At 68.6% G+C, this 17730-nt stretch carries 16 protein-coding genes; 9 read left to right on the top strand and 7 right to left on the bottom strand.

The window, feature by feature from the left end; genetic code table 11:
* The first annotated feature begins 23 nt into the window (after positions 1-23).
* Positions 24-1820, top strand: a complete 1797-nt coding sequence (locus PV781_RS03335; RefSeq protein ID WP_274774215.1) for a pseudouridine synthase — start codon at positions 24-26, stop codon at positions 1818-1820.
* Between the two features lie 12 nt (positions 1821-1832).
* Positions 1833-2381 carry a 16S rRNA (guanine(966)-N(2))-methyltransferase RsmD gene (gene rsmD, locus PV781_RS03340; protein WP_274774216.1) on the top strand — a complete coding sequence of 183 codons (549 nt, stop codon included), beginning with the start codon at positions 1833-1835 and terminating at the stop codon, positions 2379-2381.
* Between the two features lie 3 nt (positions 2382-2384).
* Here the strand turns inward: rsmD and PV781_RS03345 are convergent, their stop codons facing one another.
* A complete protein-coding gene (locus PV781_RS03345) occupies positions 2385-3563 on the bottom strand; it encodes a pyridoxal phosphate-dependent aminotransferase (RefSeq protein WP_274774217.1) in 1179 nt (392 codons plus the stop codon).
* Between the two features lie 297 nt (positions 3564-3860).
* Between PV781_RS03345 and PV781_RS03350 the strand changes: the two genes are divergently transcribed.
* The 5 genes from PV781_RS03350 (at position 3861) to accC (ending at position 8768) form a co-directional block, all read left to right on the top strand.
* Positions 3861-5336 (top strand): M48 family metalloprotease, encoded by a 1476-nt coding sequence (locus tag PV781_RS03350; RefSeq protein WP_274774218.1) that lies wholly within the window; start codon positions 3861-3863, stop codon positions 5334-5336.
* A 44-nt stretch (positions 5337-5380) separates the two neighbouring features.
* Positions 5381-6145 carry a DsbA family protein gene (locus tag PV781_RS03355; RefSeq protein ID WP_274774219.1) on the top strand — a complete coding sequence of 255 codons (765 nt, stop codon included), beginning with the start codon at positions 5381-5383 and terminating at the stop codon, positions 6143-6145.
* A gap of 187 nt (positions 6146-6332) precedes the next feature.
* Positions 6333-6770: a type II 3-dehydroquinate dehydratase gene (aroQ, locus tag PV781_RS03360; RefSeq protein WP_274774220.1), complete on the top strand. Its 438-nt coding sequence runs from the start codon at positions 6333-6335 to the stop codon at positions 6768-6770.
* Positions 6771-6848: 78 nt separating this feature from the next.
* On the top strand, positions 6849-7319 hold the full coding sequence (gene accB / locus PV781_RS03365; protein WP_274774667.1) for an acetyl-CoA carboxylase biotin carboxyl carrier protein: 471 nt from the start codon (positions 6849-6851) through the stop codon (positions 7317-7319).
* Between the two features lie 93 nt (positions 7320-7412).
* Positions 7413-8768, top strand: coding sequence for an acetyl-CoA carboxylase biotin carboxylase subunit (accC, locus tag PV781_RS03370; RefSeq protein ID WP_274774221.1), 1356 nt, complete (start codon positions 7413-7415; stop codon positions 8766-8768).
* Between the two features lie 40 nt (positions 8769-8808).
* Here accC and PV781_RS03375 read toward each other — a convergent pair whose 3' ends face one another.
* The 3 genes from PV781_RS03375 to PV781_RS03385 form a co-directional block, all read right to left on the bottom strand.
* A complete protein-coding gene (locus PV781_RS03375) occupies positions 8809-9810 on the bottom strand; it encodes an FUSC family protein (protein ID WP_274774222.1) in 1002 nt (333 codons plus the stop codon).
* A gap of 140 nt (positions 9811-9950) precedes the next feature.
* A complete protein-coding gene (locus tag PV781_RS03380; protein ID WP_274774223.1) occupies positions 9951-11279 on the bottom strand; it encodes an ABC transporter ATP-binding protein in 1329 nt (442 codons plus the stop codon).
* An 11-nt stretch (positions 11280-11290) separates the two neighbouring features.
* Entirely contained in the window at positions 11291-13033 is a 1743-nt protein-coding gene (locus PV781_RS03385) for an ABC transporter permease (protein WP_274774224.1), read from the bottom strand.
* Positions 13034-13255: 222 nt separating this feature from the next.
* Here PV781_RS03385 and aat point away from each other — a divergent pair, with 222 nt between their 5' ends.
* Positions 13256-13933 (top strand): leucyl/phenylalanyl-tRNA--protein transferase, encoded by a 678-nt coding sequence (gene aat / locus PV781_RS03390; protein WP_274774225.1) that lies wholly within the window; start codon positions 13256-13258, stop codon positions 13931-13933.
* Here aat and PV781_RS03395 read toward each other — a convergent pair.
* Complete coding sequence (locus PV781_RS03395; RefSeq protein ID WP_274774226.1) at positions 13864-14571, bottom strand: DUF2155 domain-containing protein; 708 nt, start codon at positions 14569-14571, stop codon at positions 13864-13866. The genes aat and PV781_RS03395 overlap by 70 nt on opposite strands.
* Before the next feature lie 237 nt (positions 14572-14808).
* Entirely contained in the window at positions 14809-15219 is a 411-nt protein-coding gene (locus PV781_RS03400; RefSeq protein ID WP_274774227.1) for an NADH:ubiquinone oxidoreductase subunit NDUFA12, read from the bottom strand.
* A 443-nt stretch (positions 15220-15662) separates the two neighbouring features.
* On the opposite strand from PV781_RS03400, the gene PV781_RS03405 reads away from it, so the two are divergent.
* Positions 15663-16532: a hypothetical protein gene (locus tag PV781_RS03405; RefSeq protein ID WP_274774228.1), complete on the top strand. Its 870-nt coding sequence runs from the start codon at positions 15663-15665 to the stop codon at positions 16530-16532.
* Between the two features lie 116 nt (positions 16533-16648).
* Here PV781_RS03405 and PV781_RS03410 read toward each other — a convergent pair whose 3' ends face one another.
* Positions 16649-17716 carry a calcium:cation antiporter gene (locus PV781_RS03410; protein WP_274774229.1) on the bottom strand — a complete coding sequence of 356 codons (1068 nt, stop codon included), beginning with the start codon at positions 17714-17716 and terminating at the stop codon, positions 16649-16651.
* Between the last annotated feature and the right edge of the window lie 14 nt (positions 17717-17730).

The raw sequence follows: 17730 nt of genomic DNA on the forward strand, positions 1-17730 counted from the left end.
CGGATCGTGCTATCGCCCTCTCCATGCCCCGTACACAGCCTCCCCGCAAGGACAAGAACCGCGTCCCGCGTGCCAAAGCCGCGCTGCCGCCTGCCCAAACCAAGGACGCCGAGCGCGTCGCCAAGGTCATCGCCCGCGCCGGCCTAGGCTCGCGGCGCGAGATCGAGGACTGGATCCTGGAAGGGCGGGTCGCCGTCAACGGCACCGTCCTCACCTCCCCCGCCTTCACCGTGACGGCGGAGGACGCCATTACGGTCGACGGCGCCCCCCTGCCGGAGCGTGAGCGCACGCGCCTGTTCCTCTACCACAAGCCCCGCGGCGTGGTGACCACCAACAAGGACCCGGAAGGGCGCACGACGCTCTTCGAGATCCTGCCCAAGGGCCTGCCGCGCCTCGTCAGCGTCGGCCGGCTCGATCTGAATTCGGAAGGCCTGCTGCTGCTGACCAATGATGGCGGCCTGGCCCGGGTGCTGGAGCTGCCGGAGACCGGCTGGCTGCGCCGCTACCGCGTGCGCGCCAAGGGCGAGATCGACCAGGCCCAGCTCGACGGCCTCATCAAGGGCATCACCGTGGAGGGCGTGGAATATGGCCCCATCGAAGCGACCCTCGACCGCGTCCAAGGCGCCAATGCCTGGATCACGGTGGCCCTGCGCGAAGGCAAGAATCGCGAGGTGCGCAATGTGCTGGGCGCCCTCGGCCTCCTGGTGAACCGCCTGATCCGTGTCTCCTACGGCCCGTTCCAGCTGGGCGAGATCGCGGAAGGCGGCATCGAGGAAGTGCGCACCCGCATCCTGCGCGACCAGATGGGCGCCGAGATCGTCGCCGCCTCCGGCGCGGACTTTGACGGCCCCATCCTGGACCAGCCCGTGGAGCCGCCCGCCCGCCGGGTGCGCACCGAGGCGGCCGAGGAGGACAACGAGGCCCGCCGTCCCGCCCGTCGTGGACCGCCGCGCCGAGCCGAGCCGGAGCCGGAGCCGCGGGCGCGCGCCCGCCGCCCGCGCGGCGAGGCCGAGGAGACCGCCGCCTTCCGCGTCCGCAGCCGTCGGGGAGACGAGGAGCGCGAGCTGGAGAGCCGCGGCACCGTAGCCGATCGCAAGGGCCGCGAAATCAAGGTGGAGCGCGTGGTGAAGCCGCGCGAGGAGCCCCGGCGCGGCAAGTCCACGGACGGGCGCCCGCCCCGCAAGGGCGGCCAGCGCGGCTTTGATGATGCCCGGGGCGAGAAGCCCCGCTTCGGCCGGGGCCGTCCCGGCTTCAGCCGTGATGAAGGGGAATTTGGCGGCCGTCCCGCCCGTGGGGGCGACCGTCCTCCCCGCCGCGACGAGCGCCCCCGCTCCGAGGGGGATGATGTGGGCTTCCTGCCGCGCGGTCCCCGCGCTGGCGGCGAGCGCGGCGAACGCCCCGCCCGCCCCTTCCGCGAGCGGTCCGAGCGTCCCGAAGGCGGCGCCCGTCCGCCCCGGTCCGGCGGCCGCTTTGGCGGGGACCGCGAGGAGCGCCGCGAGCGTCCCGCCCGTCCCTTCCGTGAGCGGTCCGAGCGTCCCGAGGGGGGCGAGCGGCCCCAGCGGTCGGGCGGCTTCCGGTCCGGTGGACGGGAAGACGGCCCCAAGGGCTTCAAGGGCGGCGCCGGCAAGCGGCCGGCTTATGGGGATGATCGCCCCCGCGGCCCGGCAGGGCCCGGCAAGGGCGGACCCAAGGGTGGGCCGAAAGGCCGTCCCTCCGGCGGCTTCAAGAGCGGCCCCAAGGGCGGCAAGGGCGGTCCCAAGGGCGGCCCCGGTGGCGCCGGTCCGCGCGGCCGGTCGTCCGGTCCCCGCAGCCGGGGCTGATCGGGGGCGGCCATGCGGATCGTCGGCGGTTCCCTGCGCGGGCGGGTGCTGAAGGCCCCCGCCACCAACGCCACGCGCCCCACTACGGACCGGCTGCGCGAGGCGCTGTTCAACGTGCTCGCCCATGCCTATGGGGACGCGGCCGACGGCGCGCGGGTGCTCGACCTGTTCGCCGGCACCGGAGCCCTGGGCATCGAGGCGCTCTCGCGGGGCGCGGCGTTTGCCCTGTTCGTGGAGGAGGCTGTGGAGCCGCGCGCCCTCATCCGCACCAATGTGGAGACGCTGGGGCTGACCGGCGTCACCCGCATCTTCCGCCGCGATGCCACCCGCCTGGGCGACTGCCCTGCGGGGGATGCCTACAGCCTCGTCTTCTGCGACCCGCCTTATGGCAAGGGGCTGGCTGAGCAGGCGCTGGCCTCCGCGCGCCTGGGCGCTTGGCTCGCCCCAGAAGCGCTGATCGTGGTGGAGGAAAAGGCCGGCGCCTTCACCGTGCCCGAGGGCTTCACCGAATTGGAGCGCCGGCGCTATGACGAGACGGAACTGACGTTTCTCTCCGCCTGAGCCCTACTCGGCCGCCAGGAAGCTGCCGATGCGCTCCACCGCCTCGCGCATGTCCGCCTCGGAGCCGGCATAGGAAAAGCGCAGGAACTGGTTGCCCCGGAACGGGTCGAAGTCGATGCCCGGCGTCACCGCCACGTGCACGGCATCCAGAAGCCGGGTGGCGAAGGCGGCGGAATCGCCGGTGAAGCGCGAGACATCCGCATAAAGGTAGAAGGCGCCGTCCACGGGCAGGAAATGGTCGAGCCCCACGCGCGGCAGGCCCTCGGTCAGGATGCGCCGGTTCACCTCATAACCGTGCTTGACCGCGTCCATCTCCGCGCACCCGTCAAAGGCGGCCTCGGCGGCGACCTGGGAGAGGGTGGGCACCGAGATGGACAGGTTCTGCTGCAGGCGTTCCATGGTGCGGGACAGGCCCGGCGGCACCACCATCCAGCCCACGCGCCAGCCGGTCATGCAGAAATATTTGGAGAAGGAGTTGATCACCACCGCCTCCTCCGACAGCTCCACGGCGCTCACCGCCGGGAAGGCATAGTCGAGGCCGTGATAGATCTCGTCGGAGACGAAGCGCAGGCCGAGATCCTTGGCACAGTCCATGAGCGCGGCCAGCGCCGGCCGGTCCATCATGGTGCCGGTGGGGTTGGCGGGGCTCGCCACCAGCACGCCCTTGAGCGGCTTCTGGCGATGGGCGGCCAAAAGCGTCTCCGGCGTCAGGGCGAAGCGGTCCTCGGCGCGCGTCTCGATCAGCACCGGCTCGCAGCCGAGCGCGGAGAGCACGTGGCGATAGGGCGGATAGCCGGGCGCGGCGATGGCCACCCGGTCGCCGGGCTCGAACAAGGCCAGGAAGGCGAGGATGAAGCCGCCCGACGAGCCGTTGGTGACGACGATGCGCTCCGGGTCCACCGCCGTGCCGTGGACCTCGCCATAATGGCGGGCGATTCGCGCCCGCAGCGACGGAATGCCCAGCGCCGCCGTATAGCCCACCTGCCCCGCCTCCAGCGCGGCGGCGGCGGCCCGCCGGGCCGTGAGCGGCGCGGGCGCGGCGGGCTGTCCCACCTCCATATGGATCACCCGTCCGCCCGCGCTCTCGATGCGGGCCGCATGCGCCATCACGTCCATGACGATGAAGGGCGCCACATCGGAGCGCGCGGAGGCGAAAAAGGGCGGAACGGGACGCGGGGACATGGGGTGATCCTCAAGACGATCTTTGGCACGTGATCCTGGCACGCGGGCGACGCCGTCGTGTCGCCGCATTCGCGCGGTGGTTACAGGGTTCGCCCCAACGTGATCCAGGGGCGCATTGACCCGTGGGGCCGGGCCGTGTTCCTTCGCTTTGTCGTCTGCGGCGGATGAACTGCGGCGTCGCTGCGCTTGGTAGCGCGGGAGCGCCGGTCCGCCAAGGGGCGAGAGGCGGCCGCGTGGGGGCTGCGCAAGGGGAGGCCTGGGCCTGCCCCGATTATGAAGGAACGAGCGTACGGACCGATGAAGGTGGTGTGGAGCCTCTTCCAGCATGCGTGCCGCGCGATCCGGCACGGGACCTCCGGCCAGCGACCGGGCGCGCCTGCGCGCCGTTCGGGCGGGTGGCCGGGCGCGGGCGCCATTGCCCTGGCCTTCCTCGCCACCCTCGCCTTCCCCGTTCACGAGGCCGCCGCCCAGGCGCGCCCCAAGCTCATCCGCGACGCGGAAATCGAGAACCTGCTGCGCGACTATATCCGCCCCATCCTCAAGGTGGCCGGGCTGACCCAGCAGAACATCGACGTGGTGCTGATCAGCGACCGCTCCTTCAACGCCTTCGTGGCCGACGGCAAGCGCATCTTCATCAATGTGGGCGCGCTCATGGATGCCGAGACGCCCAACCAGATCATCGGCGTGCTCGCCCATGAGATCGGCCACATCTCCGCCGGCCACCTGGTGCGCATGCGCGAGCAGATTGCCGGCGCCCAGACCATGGCCATCGCCGCCATGCTGCTGGCGGGCGCGGGCGTCGCGGCGGGGGCAGCGGCGGGCGCCAGCGGGAGCACGGTGGGCGGGGCCGCGGCGGGCGCAATCACCGCGCCGCAGGAAATGATTCGCCGCTCGCTGCTGAGCTATCAGCGCGGGCAGGAGCTGGAGGCCGACCGGCTGGCGGTGAAATATCTCACCGCCACCCAGCAATCCGCCAAGGGCATGCTGGAGACGTTCGAGCGCTTCCAGAGCGACCAGCTTTTCCTCAGCCAGCGCATCGACCCCTATCTGCTCAGCCATCCCATGGCGCGCGAGCGCATCGCGGCGCTGGAGCAACTGGCCAAGGCGAGCCCCTATTACAACGCCAAGGATCCGCCGGAACTCCAGGCCCGCCACGACCTCATGCGCGCCAAGCTGTTCGGCTTCATGGAGCGGCCCGACGCGGTGCTGCGGCGCTATCCGCCCTCCGACACCTCGCTGGCGGCCCAATATGCCCGGGCGATTTCGGCCTATCGCTATGGCAACGTGAACGATTCCATCAGCAAGATCGACGCTCTCATCGCCCGCCAGCCGGGCAACCCCTATTTTGTCGAGCTGAAGGGCCAGGCGCTGCTGGAGGCGGGCCGCGCCGGCCAGGCGGTGCCCCCGCTGCAGCAGGCGGTGCGCATGACCAACGGCAACCCGCTGATCCGCGCCATGCTGGGCCAGGCGCTGGTGGAGTCCGGCAACCCCGCTTATACGGACGAGGCCATCCGCGAACTGTCCTTCGCCACCCAGCGCGATCCCAATTCCGCCCTTGCCTGGCGCTCGCTGGCCACCGCCTATGGCCGCAAGGGAGACCTTGCCAATGCGGACCTGGCCTCGGCGCAAGGCTATATGGCGGCCGGCGAGTTCCGCACCGGCCAGGAGCTGGCCGCCCGCGCCCGCCAGCGCTTCAAGCCGGGCACGCCGGGCTGGCTGAAGGCCGACGACATCCTGAACTTCAAGCCGCCCGCCCCGACGGCGCAGCGGTGATGATGCGCGTTTCTCTCGTTTTCCGTTTTCTCATGGAGACTTCGATGCTGCCCCGTCCCGGCCTGCGTGCCGCCCTCGCCTTCGCCGCCGCCTTCGGGACGCTGGCCACCTTCGCCGCCCCCGCCGCCGCCTTCACCGATGCGGAAAAGGCCGAGATGGGTCCCATCATCCGCGACTACCTGATCAAGAATCCGGAAGTGCTCCAGGAAGCCATCATGGAGCTGGAGAAGCGCCAGGCGGCCAACGAGGCCAAGGACCGCGTGCAGGCCGTGACGCAGATGAAGGACCTCATCTTCAACAGCCCGCGCGGCGTGGTGGTGGGCAATCCCAAGGGCGACGTCACCCTGGTGGAGTTCTTCGACTATAATTGCGGTTATTGCCGCAAGGCGCTCACCGACATCGAGCAGCTCATCAAGGCCGATCCCAAGCTGAAGGTGGTGCTGCGCGAATTCCCCGTGCTCGGCCAGGGCTCGGTGGAGGCCGCCCAGGTGGCGGTGGCCGTGCGCATGGTGGCGCCCGACAAATACATGGCCTTCCACCATGCCTTGCTGTCCGGCCGGGGCCAGGCCGACCGCGCCAAGGCGATCGCCGCCGCCAAGGAAGTGGGCATCGACACCGCCCTCATCCAGAAGCAGGCCACCTCGCCCGAGCTGAACGCCACCCTCGACGAGAGCATGAAGATCGCCCAGGCGCTCGGCCTCAACGGCACGCCCTCCTTCGTGGTGGGCAACGACGTGGTGATCGGCGCGGTGGGCTATGACAAGCTCAAGGACGCGGTGGACCAGGCCCGCAAGCAGGCGACCAACTGAGCGGCGCGCCGGCCTGCCCTCCCATCCCGCCTCGCGCAGGGACAGCCTTGCGCGGGGCGCTTTTCTTCGTGCGCGTTGCACCTTATAAACGCCCGGCCCGAAGAGCCGGCGCTGGCATGAGGCCGCGACGTCTTCCTCTCGGCAGCCTCGCGATGTGCGCGGGGCGCCATGGACCCGATCGCACCGGATGCCCGATACCGTCCACGTCCTCAACGGACCCAACCTGAACCTGCTCGGCACGCGCGAGCCCGGCATCTATGGCGCCGCGACCTTGGCCGACATCGAGGCCCTGTGCCGGCAGGCCGCCGCCAGCCACGGGCTGGACCTGGTGTTCCACCAGACCAATCATGAAGGCGTGCTGGTGGATCAGATCCATGCCGCGCGCGGCAGCCTCGGCGTGGTGCTGAATGCGGGCGCCTATACCCACACCTCGGTGGCGATCCGGGACGCCATTTCCGCTGCGGCCGTCACGACGGTGGAAGTCCACCTGTCCAACGTGTTCGCGCGCGAGCCGTTCCGGCACCATTCCTATCTCTCGCCCGTGGCGCGCGGCGTCATCTGCGGCTTCGGCCCCCAGAGCTATGTTCTGGGCATCGCCGCACTCGCAGCCCAGCGTCCGGCCTGACCATGCTTGACATTCGGAACTGACCAGTCCTCAAGGAGCCCCGCGCGGCCGCTCGCGCCGCACGATCGCATAGGCATGATGAAGAATCCCAAATCCCCGATCGACACCGCCCTCGTCCGCGACATCGCCCAGCTCCTCTCGGAGAGCGACCTGACGGAAATCGAGGTCCAGCAAGACGCGCTGCGCATCCGTGTGGTGCGCGCCCCCGCCCCGGTGGTCCAGGTGGCCCCCGCCGCCGTGGCAGCGCCCGCCGCCCCCGCGCTCGCCGCGCCCGAGGCTGCCGCCGCCGCCAGCCCGGCTGATTTCTCCAAGCACCCCGGCGCGGTCTCCTCGCCCATGGTCGGCACCGCCTATCGCTGCCCCGAGCCGGGTGCGGCGCCCTTCGTTGATGTGGGTTCCACGGTGCGCGAAGGCCAGACGGTCCTGATCGTCGAAGCCATGAAGACTATGAACGCCATCCCCGCCCCGCGCTCCGGCACGATCACCAGGATCCTGGTGGAGAACGGCCAGCCCGTGGAATATGGCGAGCCCCTGCTCGTCATCGAGTGAGCGACGGCGCGCCCCAAGGCGCGCGTCACGGACGGGCCGGCGCCTCCTGCCGGCCGTCGGCAGATTGAGTTTACGCGAAGGCTAACCGCGCCGATGTTTCAGAAAATCCTCATCGCCAATCGCGGCGAGATCGCGCTGCGCATCCTGCGGGCCTGCAAGGAGCTCGGCATCGCCACCGTCGCCGTGCACTCCACCGTGGATGCGGATGCCATGCATGTGCGCCTCGCCGACGAGAGCGTGTGCATCGGCCCGGCTCCCGCCCGCGACAGCTATCTGAACATCCCCTCCCTGCTCGCCGCCTGCGAGATCACGGGCGCGGACGCGGTACATCCGGGCTACGGCTTCCTGGCCGAGAATGCCCGCTTCGCCGAGATCCTGAACGACCACAACATCCACTTCATCGGCCCCAAGGCGGAGCATATCCGCATCATGGGCGACAAGATCGAGGCCAAGAAGACCGCCCAGCGGCTCGGCATCCCGGTGGTGCCCGGCTCCGAGGGCGGCATTCACTCGGACGAGGAGGCCCACAAGGTCGCGGCCGAGATCGGCTTCCCGGTCCTGGTAAAGGCCGCCGCCGGCGGCGGCGGGCGCGGCATGAAAGTGGCGCTGACCGCCGAGGACCTGTCCGCGGCGCTCTCCACCGCCCGCTCGGAAGCCAAGGCGGCCTTCGGCGACGATGCGGTCTATCTGGAAAAGTATCTGGGCAAGCCGCGCCATATCGAGGTGCAGGTGCTCGGCGACGGGCGTGGCAACGCCATCCATCTGGGCGAGCGCGACTGCTCGCTGCAGCGCCGCCACCAGAAGGTCTGGGAAGAGGCCCCCTCCCCGGTCATCACCGCTGCCCAGCGCGCCGAGATCGGCGAGACCGTGGCCAAGGCCATGCGCGAGATGAAGTATCTCGGCGTCGGCACGGTGGAATTCCTGTACGAGAACGGGGAATTCTACTTCATCGAGATGAACACCCGCATCCAGGTGGAGCATCCGGTCACCGAAATGGTCACCGGCATCGATCTCATCAACGAGCAGATCCGCGTCGCCGCCGGCGAGCCGCTGACCCTCACCCAGAAGGATGTGGTGATCGAGGGCCATGCCATCGAGTGCCGCGTCAATGCCGAGCACCCCACCACCTTCCGGCCCTCGCCCGGGCGGATCACGCACTATCATGTGCCCGGCGGCCTCGGCATCCGCGTCGACAGCAATGCCTATCAGGGCTACGCGATCCCGCCCAATTACGATTCGCTGGTGGGCAAGCTCATCGTCCACGGCAAGACCCGCGACGAATGCCTGATGCGCCTGCGCCGCGCGCTGGACGAGTTCGTGGTGGATGGCATCGACACCACCTTGCCGCTCTTCCGCACCCTCGTGCGCACCAAGGACATTGCCGAAGGCCAGTATGACATTCACTGGCTGGAGCACTTCCTGGCGCAGGGCGAGGGCAAGGGCATCTGACGGGGGCCTGAGGGCAGCCGCCGGGCGCTTCCGCGCCCGGTCAGGCTTTCTGCCCCGTCGCCGGCAGAGCGAGGCAGGCCAGAAGGCCGAGGGCGAGGCCGCCGAGCGTCAGCTCCACCCGATAACCGCCGAGCGCGGTCACCGCCTCGCCCGGAGAGGCCGCAAAGTTCAGCGCCACCACGGTCAGGCAGAAGCTGTAGAGGCCATAGCGCTGCGGCCCCGCCACCAGCATGGCGCACAGGATCGCCCCCATCAACGCGATGTGGAGGGCGAGCGGCATTCCAACCGACAGGATCGCCACCGCCGCGACCGATCCCAGCACCGTGCCCAGCCCCCGCCGATGCATGCGATGGAGCGTCTCCGTCCGCGTCGGCTTCATCACCCGCAGTGCCGTGGTCAGCAGCCAGCCCGAATGGGGCACCGGCATCACCACCACCAGAACGCTGCCCACCGCCGCCAGAACCGCCATCACCAGATCGAACCGCGCGCCGACCTTCCGGCCCTCCACTGGCGGGGGTGCATAAGCGTGAAAGAGGCCCTGCCAGGGCAACACCAGCTCGCTGCGCCAGCCGCGACGCCCCGTTTCTCCGGCGGGCACCAGCGCGGCCACCCAGACCGCTTGCCACAGGGCGCCGGCACCAAGGGCGAGGCCGTAGGTGGCCGGCGTCAGGCCGGGCGGAAGCGGAGCGGTGGACAGCGCCATGGCGAGTGCGCTCAGGGCCGCCACGGGGCGCAGGCTCACCGGCACCAGTTCGGTGCGCGCCTGCCAGAGGGCGAACAGGATCGCGGCCGGCATGAGCCGCCAGAGGTCCAGCCCGCAAAAGGCACCGAGGGCGGCCGAGCCCCCGAAGGAGGCCGCCGCCACCAGCAGCTTGGCACGCGGCTCGCGCGCGGGGAGTTTGGGAAAGCTGACAACCAGGAGATAGGCGCCGAAAGCGCCGGCAATCCCCGCCTCCACCTGCACGGTGGCAAGGCCGAGAAAACCCGGCGCCGTCGCCGCCATCGCAAGCACACCGGCCCGGACAAGCCGCGCGCGCGCCATCCGCCCCTCCATCGGCCGCCCGCGCCTCGGGCAGCGGCTGCTCCCCAGGAGGCGGATCCGGGCACCGGATCGTCCTGCGACCCCGCCGGCCCGGTCAGCCGCCTGTGTTCAGGACCATAGGCCGGCGGCGCGGCGCGCGCTCACTCTTCCTCTTCGAGGCTGAACTGCTTCAGCTGTTCGTCATAGACGAAGGTCTCGCCATAGCGGCCCCAATTGACCACCGCCCACAGGGATTCGCTGGCGAAGTCCTCGGACATGTGGTCCTCCAGCTCGTCGGCGAAGCGCGACCAGGGGGCCTTGTGGCTGGGGCGCTCCTCCAGCACCCGGCGGATGTGCGCGGCCAGGGGCACATGGGCGAGGAGATGGTCCGCGAACAGGCGCTTGCGCGCCTCCACCTCGGCACCGACGAATTGCCGCCCCGCCTCGGTGATGAGGATGTCGCCGGCCACGATGTCCGCGAAGCGCAGCATCTGGAGGGCCTCGGCCACCGGGAACAGGCTGTCGGCCGGCATGTGCAGGCTGTCCGCCAGTTCGGGCAGGTCGGCCTTGCCGTTATAGGGCGGGTCCGCCAGCTCCTCGAGCAGGCCGGCCAGGATGTTGGTGGAAATGGGCTGAAGGTGGGAGGTGAGGGTCGCCTCCTGGTGCTGCTGGTCGTGACCTTGCAGCGCCGCGCCGGGGCCGGCCCGGTTGGTCATGCGGGCATAGATCTCTTCCACCAGCGCCCGGAACTCCGGCGCCAGGCGGTCGCGCGGGTGCGGCAGGCCGATGGGCATCTCATAGGCCACCCGGCCGGGATTGGACGAGAAGATGAGGACGCGGTCGCACATGAGCACCGCCTCCTCGATGTTATGGGTCACGATGAGGATGGACTTGATGGGCAGCACGCCATCGGTCCACAGGTCGATGATGTCGGTGCGCAGGGTCTCGGCGGTCAGCACGTCGAGGGCCGAAAAGGGCTCGTCCATGAGCATGAGGCGCGGATGCACCACCAGCGCCCGGGCAAAGCCCACGCGCTGGCGCATGCCGCCGGACAATTCCTTCGGATAGGCGCTCTCGAAGCCGCCGAGGCCGATCAGGTCGATGGCCTGCTCCGCGCGGCGGCGGCGCTCCGCCGCATCCACGCCCAGCGCTTCAAGGCCGATCTCCACATTCTGGAGCACGGTCAGCCAGGGAAAGAGGGCGAAGGTCTGGAACACCATGGAGATGCCGGGGCACGGCCCGTCAATCTTCTCCCCGCACCAGGTCACCTCGCCCGCATAAGGCGGCACGAGGCCGGAAATGATGCGCAGCAGGGACGACTTGCCCGAGCCGGAGCGGCCGAGCAGGCCGACAATCTCGCCCTCCTTGATGGAGAGCGAGACATCGTCCAGCACCAGGATGCGGTTGTTGTCGCCCTTGCGATAGGACTGGACCACATGGGAGACGCCGAGCAGCGGGGTATCCGCCGGGGGAGAGACGGTTTCGAGCATGGTCGGTCTCCTCAGTCGAGGCGCAGGCGGCGGGCCGCGAAGGTGAACATCGGGCGCCAGAGCGTGCGGTTGAAGGCGATCACGTAGAGCGACATGACGGCAATGCCGAGGGTCACGCGCGGGAAGTCCGCCGCCGTGGTGGCATCGGCGATATAGGCGCCCAGGCCCTCGGCCCTGAGCGTGGTGTCACCCCAGCTTGCCACCTCGGCGACGATGGAGGCGTTCCAGGAGCCGCCGCTGGCGGTCAGGGCGCCGGTGACATAATAGGGGAAGACGCCGGGCAGGATCACCTTGGTCCACCAGTGCCAGCCCCGGATGTGGAAGGAATTGGCCGCCTCCCGCAGGTCGTTCGGGAAGGCGCTGGCGCCGGCGATCACGTTGAAGAGGATGTACCACTGGGTGCCCAGCACCATCAGCGGGGACAGCCACACATTGGGGTCGAGCCCCAGCCGCACGATGGCCACCACCGCGAACGGGAAGACGATGTTGGCGGGGAAGGCCGCCAGGAACTGCGCCGCCGGCTGAAGCGCGGTGGCAACCTTCGGGCGAAGGCCGATCCACACGCCAACGGGCACCCAGATGAGCGAGGCGAGGAAGATCAGCACCGCCACGCGGATCAGAGTGAGGAAGCCCAGCCACACCACATGGCCCACTTCGGCAAGCCCCACCTCGCGGCCCACATAGTCAACCACGATCCAGGCGCCATAGATCGCGCTCGCCACCACCAGCACGGTCCAGATGCGGTCCATGGTGGGGCTGGTCCAGGCGGCCTCCACCTTGCGGGGCACGCGCACGGGGGAACGCAGCGGCATGCGCGAGGCCACGGTGGCCAGCATGCCGATGGGGGTCATGAGGATCTGCAGCAGGCGTGCCCGCTTGACGAGGTCCAGCACCCAGGATTTGGGCGCGGGGCCGCCCGCCGACTGCTCGAACCGGAACTTCTCCGCCCAGGCCACCAAGGGACGGAACAGCAGCTGGTCATAAAGCAGGATGATGACCAGCATGGCGATGACCGACCAGGCCACCGCGCCAAGGTCCCGCTGGTCGATGGCGGTGGCCACATAGGCGCCGATGCCCGGCAGGGTGATGGTGGTGTCGCCCACCGTGATGGCTTCCGAGGCCACCACGAAGAACCAGCCGCCCGACATGGACATCATGGTGTTCCATACGAGGCCCGGCATGGAGAAGGGCACCTCCAGCCGCCAGAAGCGCTGCCAGCCGGTGAGGCGGAAGCTGTCCGACACCTCCACCAGATCGCGGGGCAGCGTCTTCAGCGACTGGTAGAAGCTGAAGGTCATGTTCCAGGCCTGGCTGGTGAAGATGGCGAACACCGCCGCCAGTTCCACGCCGATCACCCGGCCGGGAAACAGGTTCATGAAGAACAGAACCGTGAAGGACAGGAAGCCCAGCACCGGCACCGATTGCAGGATGTCCAGCACCGGGATCAGCACCATCTCGGCGCGCCGGCTCTTGGCGGCAATGGCGCCGTAGATGAAGGTGAAGATCAGCGAGCAGACGATGGCCGCCAGCATGCGCAAGGTGGTGCGCAGCGCATATTCGGGCAGCGACGTCGGGTCGAGCGAGATGGGCGTCTGCTCCATCTCGGCGATCGGAACCAGCGTCTCCTGCGTCGCGTGGGTGATCAGCGCCAGGAAGGCGAAGATGATGGCGAAGGCGAAGAGATCGAAGGCGCTGAAATAGCGGGGGCGGACCGCCGCGGGATCAGGTCTGGAGCCGACAGGCTGGAAGAGCATGAGGCGGGTCCGCTGCAAAACGGGCTGAAACGCGGACGGCACCGAAGGTGGGTCCAGAGCGGCAGTACAGCGCGTTCATGACAAAATGACTACAGCCGTATCCCCTTATCCTTGCACCTTTCCACGCCCATGCTGCACTGCCGCATGGTTTCGCGGAACAGGTGGGACAAAAGCGGCAAAGCGCCACATCGCCGCCCCGCTTGCATGCGCTTCTATGGTCCCATGAGCAGGCCGCGCGACCATATCGTTGAAATCACCTCGGAGGTGCTGCTGAAGGCCTATGCCTGCGGCATCTTTCCCATGGCCGAGAGCGCCGAGGATCCCGGCCTTTATTGGGTGGAGCCGGAGCGACGGGGCATCATCCCGCTCGACGCCTTCCACGTGCCCTCGCGCCTCGCCCGCACGGTGCGCGCGGATGAATTCGAGGTGCGCGTCGACACCGATTTCGAGGGCGTGATTTCCGGCTGCGCCGCCTCCCAGCCCGGCCGGGCCAAGACCTGGATCAATGGCCGCATCCGCGCACTCTATGGCGACCTGTTCCGCCGCGGCCATTGCCACACGGTGGAAGCCTGGCAGGACGGGCGGCTGGTGGGCGGCCTTTATGGCGTGCGGCTCGGCGCCGCCTTTTTCGGCGAGAGCATGTTCCACACCGAGCGGGACGCCTCCAAGGTGGCGCTCGTCCATCTGGTGGCGCGCCTGAAGGCGGGCGGGTTCCGTCTCCTGGACACCCAGTTCGTCACCTCGCACCTGGCCACCTTCGGCGCGGTGGAGGTCAGCCGTCGCGCCTATCAGCGCCTGCTGGACGAGGCGGCGAAGGCCAACGCCGACTTCTACTTCTGGCCGGCGGACTTGGCGGTTCCGGGCGGGGTTGCCTTGCAGTCGATCAGCCAGACGTCATAGATCGGGTGCTCCACCGCGTGGAGGCCGGGGCTGGCCGCGAACATCCAGCCGGTGAAGATGCGCTTGGCCTCGCCTTTCAGCGTGATTTCGTTCACCTCCGTGAATGAGGTGGTGTTGGCCGTCTCCGTGGGCGGGCGCGTATAGCATGCGCGCGGCGTCACCTGGAGGGCACCGAACTGCACGGTCTCGCCAATGGCCACCTCGAACGAGGTGATGCGCCCGGTGATCTTGTCGAGGCCGGCATAGACGGCGGTCGGATTGGCAATGCGCTCGGCTGAAGGCTGGACCACCACATAATCATTGCCATCCGCAGCCGGCGCCTGGCTTCCCGGGGAGACGGGCGGGGCCGTCACGGGCGTCTGCGGGGCGGCGGGCGGGGGGGCGAGCGGCGCCTGGGTCACGGGGGGCGCCGGCTGGGCGCCGGGTTGCGCGGGACGGGGCGCGCCGGGTGGGGGCAGTTGGGGATATTGCGGGCGCGGCGCCTGGCTGGGCTGGGCCCCGGCCGGTGGCTGGCCGACGCTGGCGGGCGGCAGGAGGGGCGCCGATTCGATGCCGCTTCTCGACTGCGCGAAGGCTGCCGTTCCCGCCGCGAGCAGCGTCGCGATGGCCAGGAACGACGCGAAGCGGGACATCACCATGTCAAAACCATTTCCAGGGGGCCGGCCGCCGGACGGCGGGGTCGCCACGACGCAGGGGCGGTTGGGATCCGCCGCTGGTCTCCGTTAACACCCCCAATGCGGCCACGGAAGGGCAAGCAGGGCGGACAGGCCCACACCCTCCACGTCCCATGCATCGGCACGGCGTCATGGGGTATGGGAGGCGCAGCAGATCGCGCGGGGGGCGGAGGCCCGCGCCGAGCGCTCAGCGGCGGCGACTCACTCGCCGGGCGTCCAGGCGGAATAGTCGCCGGTCACGCGCGGACGGGCGCGGCCCGCCAGCACGGAGCCCTTGGGGCGATAGGCGGCCGGGGTGCCGGTGAGATTGCGGTGGTGCGGCTTTTCCCAGGACCGGGGAACGTAGGTTTCCTCGGTGGGGGGCACGTCGGTGCGGTGGTGAATCCAGCCATACCAGCCGGAGGGAATGGAGCTGGCCTCGGCATAGCCGTTATAGATCACCCAGCGCCGCTCGAAGCCGAGGGTCGGGTCGATGGCGCCGTTGCGGGTGCGGAAATAGCGGTTGCCGAACTCGTCCTGGCCCACGAACTCGCCGAAGCGGCGGGTCCACAGGGCCGTGCCGATGGTCTGCTTGTTCCACCAGGTGAAAATAGAAACCAGCAACTCTTTCACGGTCCGCGCCTCGCTCGATTTCGGGTCGGAACATGCCATTCCCGCGCCCGGGTGTCCACGCCTTCTCGACAGGGGGGCGGACGTCAGCCACCGGCGGCTCGCTCCACCACCCCAGGACCATCGCAAGGGTCACTCATTTTCTAGTTATAGTTGTATTTATAGTTACGCACACGCATAGATCTGACATACTCGCCTCGCGGCTCGGCCGTTCACCAGGGAGGGAGCGGGGCAAACGTGAAGACAGTCACAGAGGGGAGCGGCCCCGAATTGGCGCCCAGGGGCTTGGTGGGCCAGCTGACTTCCACACCTCACTCCCACACCTCGCTCCCCCTGCCCACGTCCAGGCGCTTCCCGTGTGGCCGTCATGGTCGGCGGACGAAAACTCAATCCTGATGAATGCGATGCCTCGAACGCCGCCCAACATCCAATCGGAGGGACTGACGATGACCGACGCCACTGACATGATCGACGCCGCTTTCGAGGCTTTCAGCGAGAATGCGAACAGCATCGGAACGCAGGTGGCCGCCGCCATGCTGGGCAACCGCATCCGCGCCATCCTGACCACGACGCCAGCTTTGGCGCCCCAGCTGGTCGCGCGAATCCCCGCCAATGATCTGTCGCTCGGGGAGCGGGGGAAGAACAGAACCGTTCTCCTGGCCTATCGGGCCGCTTTTTCTGGATTGCGAGATGCTTTTTACGATCTCGTCCAGGCGGAGGACGTGGCCTCGGCGCAGGCCATTATCGCCGCAGCCAAGGGCGGCGATTCGCTTCTTGGCGCCGCCTTTGAAGCGGAAGTGGCCTATGAGGCCGGGCAGAGCCCCACCGACCTGCTGGCCAACCGCTACCCTGCAACCGAAGCCGGCATCGATGCGGCCATTGCCGCCTATGCCAAGATCATCGACCCGGCTCAGGTCGCGCCTCCGCGGATATATCCGGCGTCGCCCGCAGCGGCGGCAAGCGACCTCGCCTTTGCCATCGGCAACATCCTCGCCGCGAAACCCGCCTTGATCGACACGCTCATGGGCAAGATGCCCAGTTATGATCAGATGATGGCTCAGATGGACCTCAACAATACGGACGCAGCGAATAGCAACGCCTTCATTCAAAAAGGCCGCGGCATGCTTCAGGGCATCGCTGTCGGTTTCGTGACCCTTTGCGAGTCGAACGACAAGAACGATGCCCAGATGCTCTACGACAAGGTCAAGGCAATGACCCCGGACAAGTGGGCCGCCGAGTTCGATAATTGGCTGAAGCTGAATTTCCACAAGGGCGTTGCCGAATGGCTGGCTATTGCCGGCGAAGTGAAAAATTGATCGAGGCTTCCGCTCGCACAGGTGCCGAACAGCAGATCAGAGCGTGGCCCGCCGCCTGGCGGCGGACCTTCTTGCCCAAACGCTGTGGGAACGGATTGGGTCGGACGCCAAGGAGGCTAAGGCACGATCAAAGTCACCACATACACGAAGAACAGCACCAGATGCACCATTCCGGTCAAGGTATTGGTCTTGCCGGTGCCGAAGTTCACCACCGACAGCAGCAGCGCCAGGAGCAATTGCACCCGGTCCTCCTGGTCGAGGCCCAGCACGATAGGGCGGTCCAGCAGGAATGAGATGGCCACCATGGCGGGCATGGTCAGGCCGATGGTGGCCAGCGCCGAGCCCAGCGCGGTGTTGACCGCCCGCTGCAATTCGTTGTTTCGCGCCGCGCGGATGGCGGTGATGGTCTCCGGCAAGAGCAGCATGGCCACCACGACGGCGCCGATCACCGCGTCCGGGTCCGCCAGGTTCAGCGGCAGGATGAGACGCTCGACGCCGGCCGCCACATGGTCCGACAGCATCACCACGCCCATCAGGCTCACCAGCAGGAAGGTGATGGCCTTCAGGGTCTGCCGGCCGGTGGGCCGCTCGTCCTCGTCGCTGTCCCCGTCCAGGTAATCCAGCCGGTAGCGCACGGTCTGCATGAAGAGGAAGGAGAGATAGAGCAGCACCACGCCCACCATGATGAGGGCGATCAGCACCGGATTGGCCGTTCCCGTCATGCCGGCGGAGGTCTCGCCGGGCAGGATGAGCCCGATGACCGAGATGGAGATGATGACCGACAGGAACCCGGTCACCCCCTGCTGCTGCACCCCCTGCTGGAAATGGCGCAGGCTTCCCAGAAGCAGGCAGATGCCCACCACGCCGGTCAAAACGAACATGACCGTGGAGAGCACGGCCTCGCGGGCAAGGGTCGGGTTGTTGCTCCCATTGAGCATCAGGGAGGCGAGGACCGACACCTCGATAAGGGTGACCGAAAAGGTCAGCACCAGCGTCCCGTAGGGCTGTCCCAGCCGGGCCGAGATGCGCTCGGCATGCTTCACCGCCGAGAAGGATGAGCCCAGCAGCAAACCGGTGGCCAGCAAGGCGGCCGCGTCAGAGAATGGCAGGCGCAGGATGGGGCCGGCCAAGGCAAGCCCCACCGCCGAGAGCGGCAGCACATAGGCGTAGGCCGGAACGGCCATGGGGGGCGCTCCGG

The sequence above is a fragment of the Aquabacter sediminis genome (assembly GCF_028863665.1).
Lineage (GTDB): Bacteria > Pseudomonadota > Alphaproteobacteria > Rhizobiales > Xanthobacteraceae > L1I39.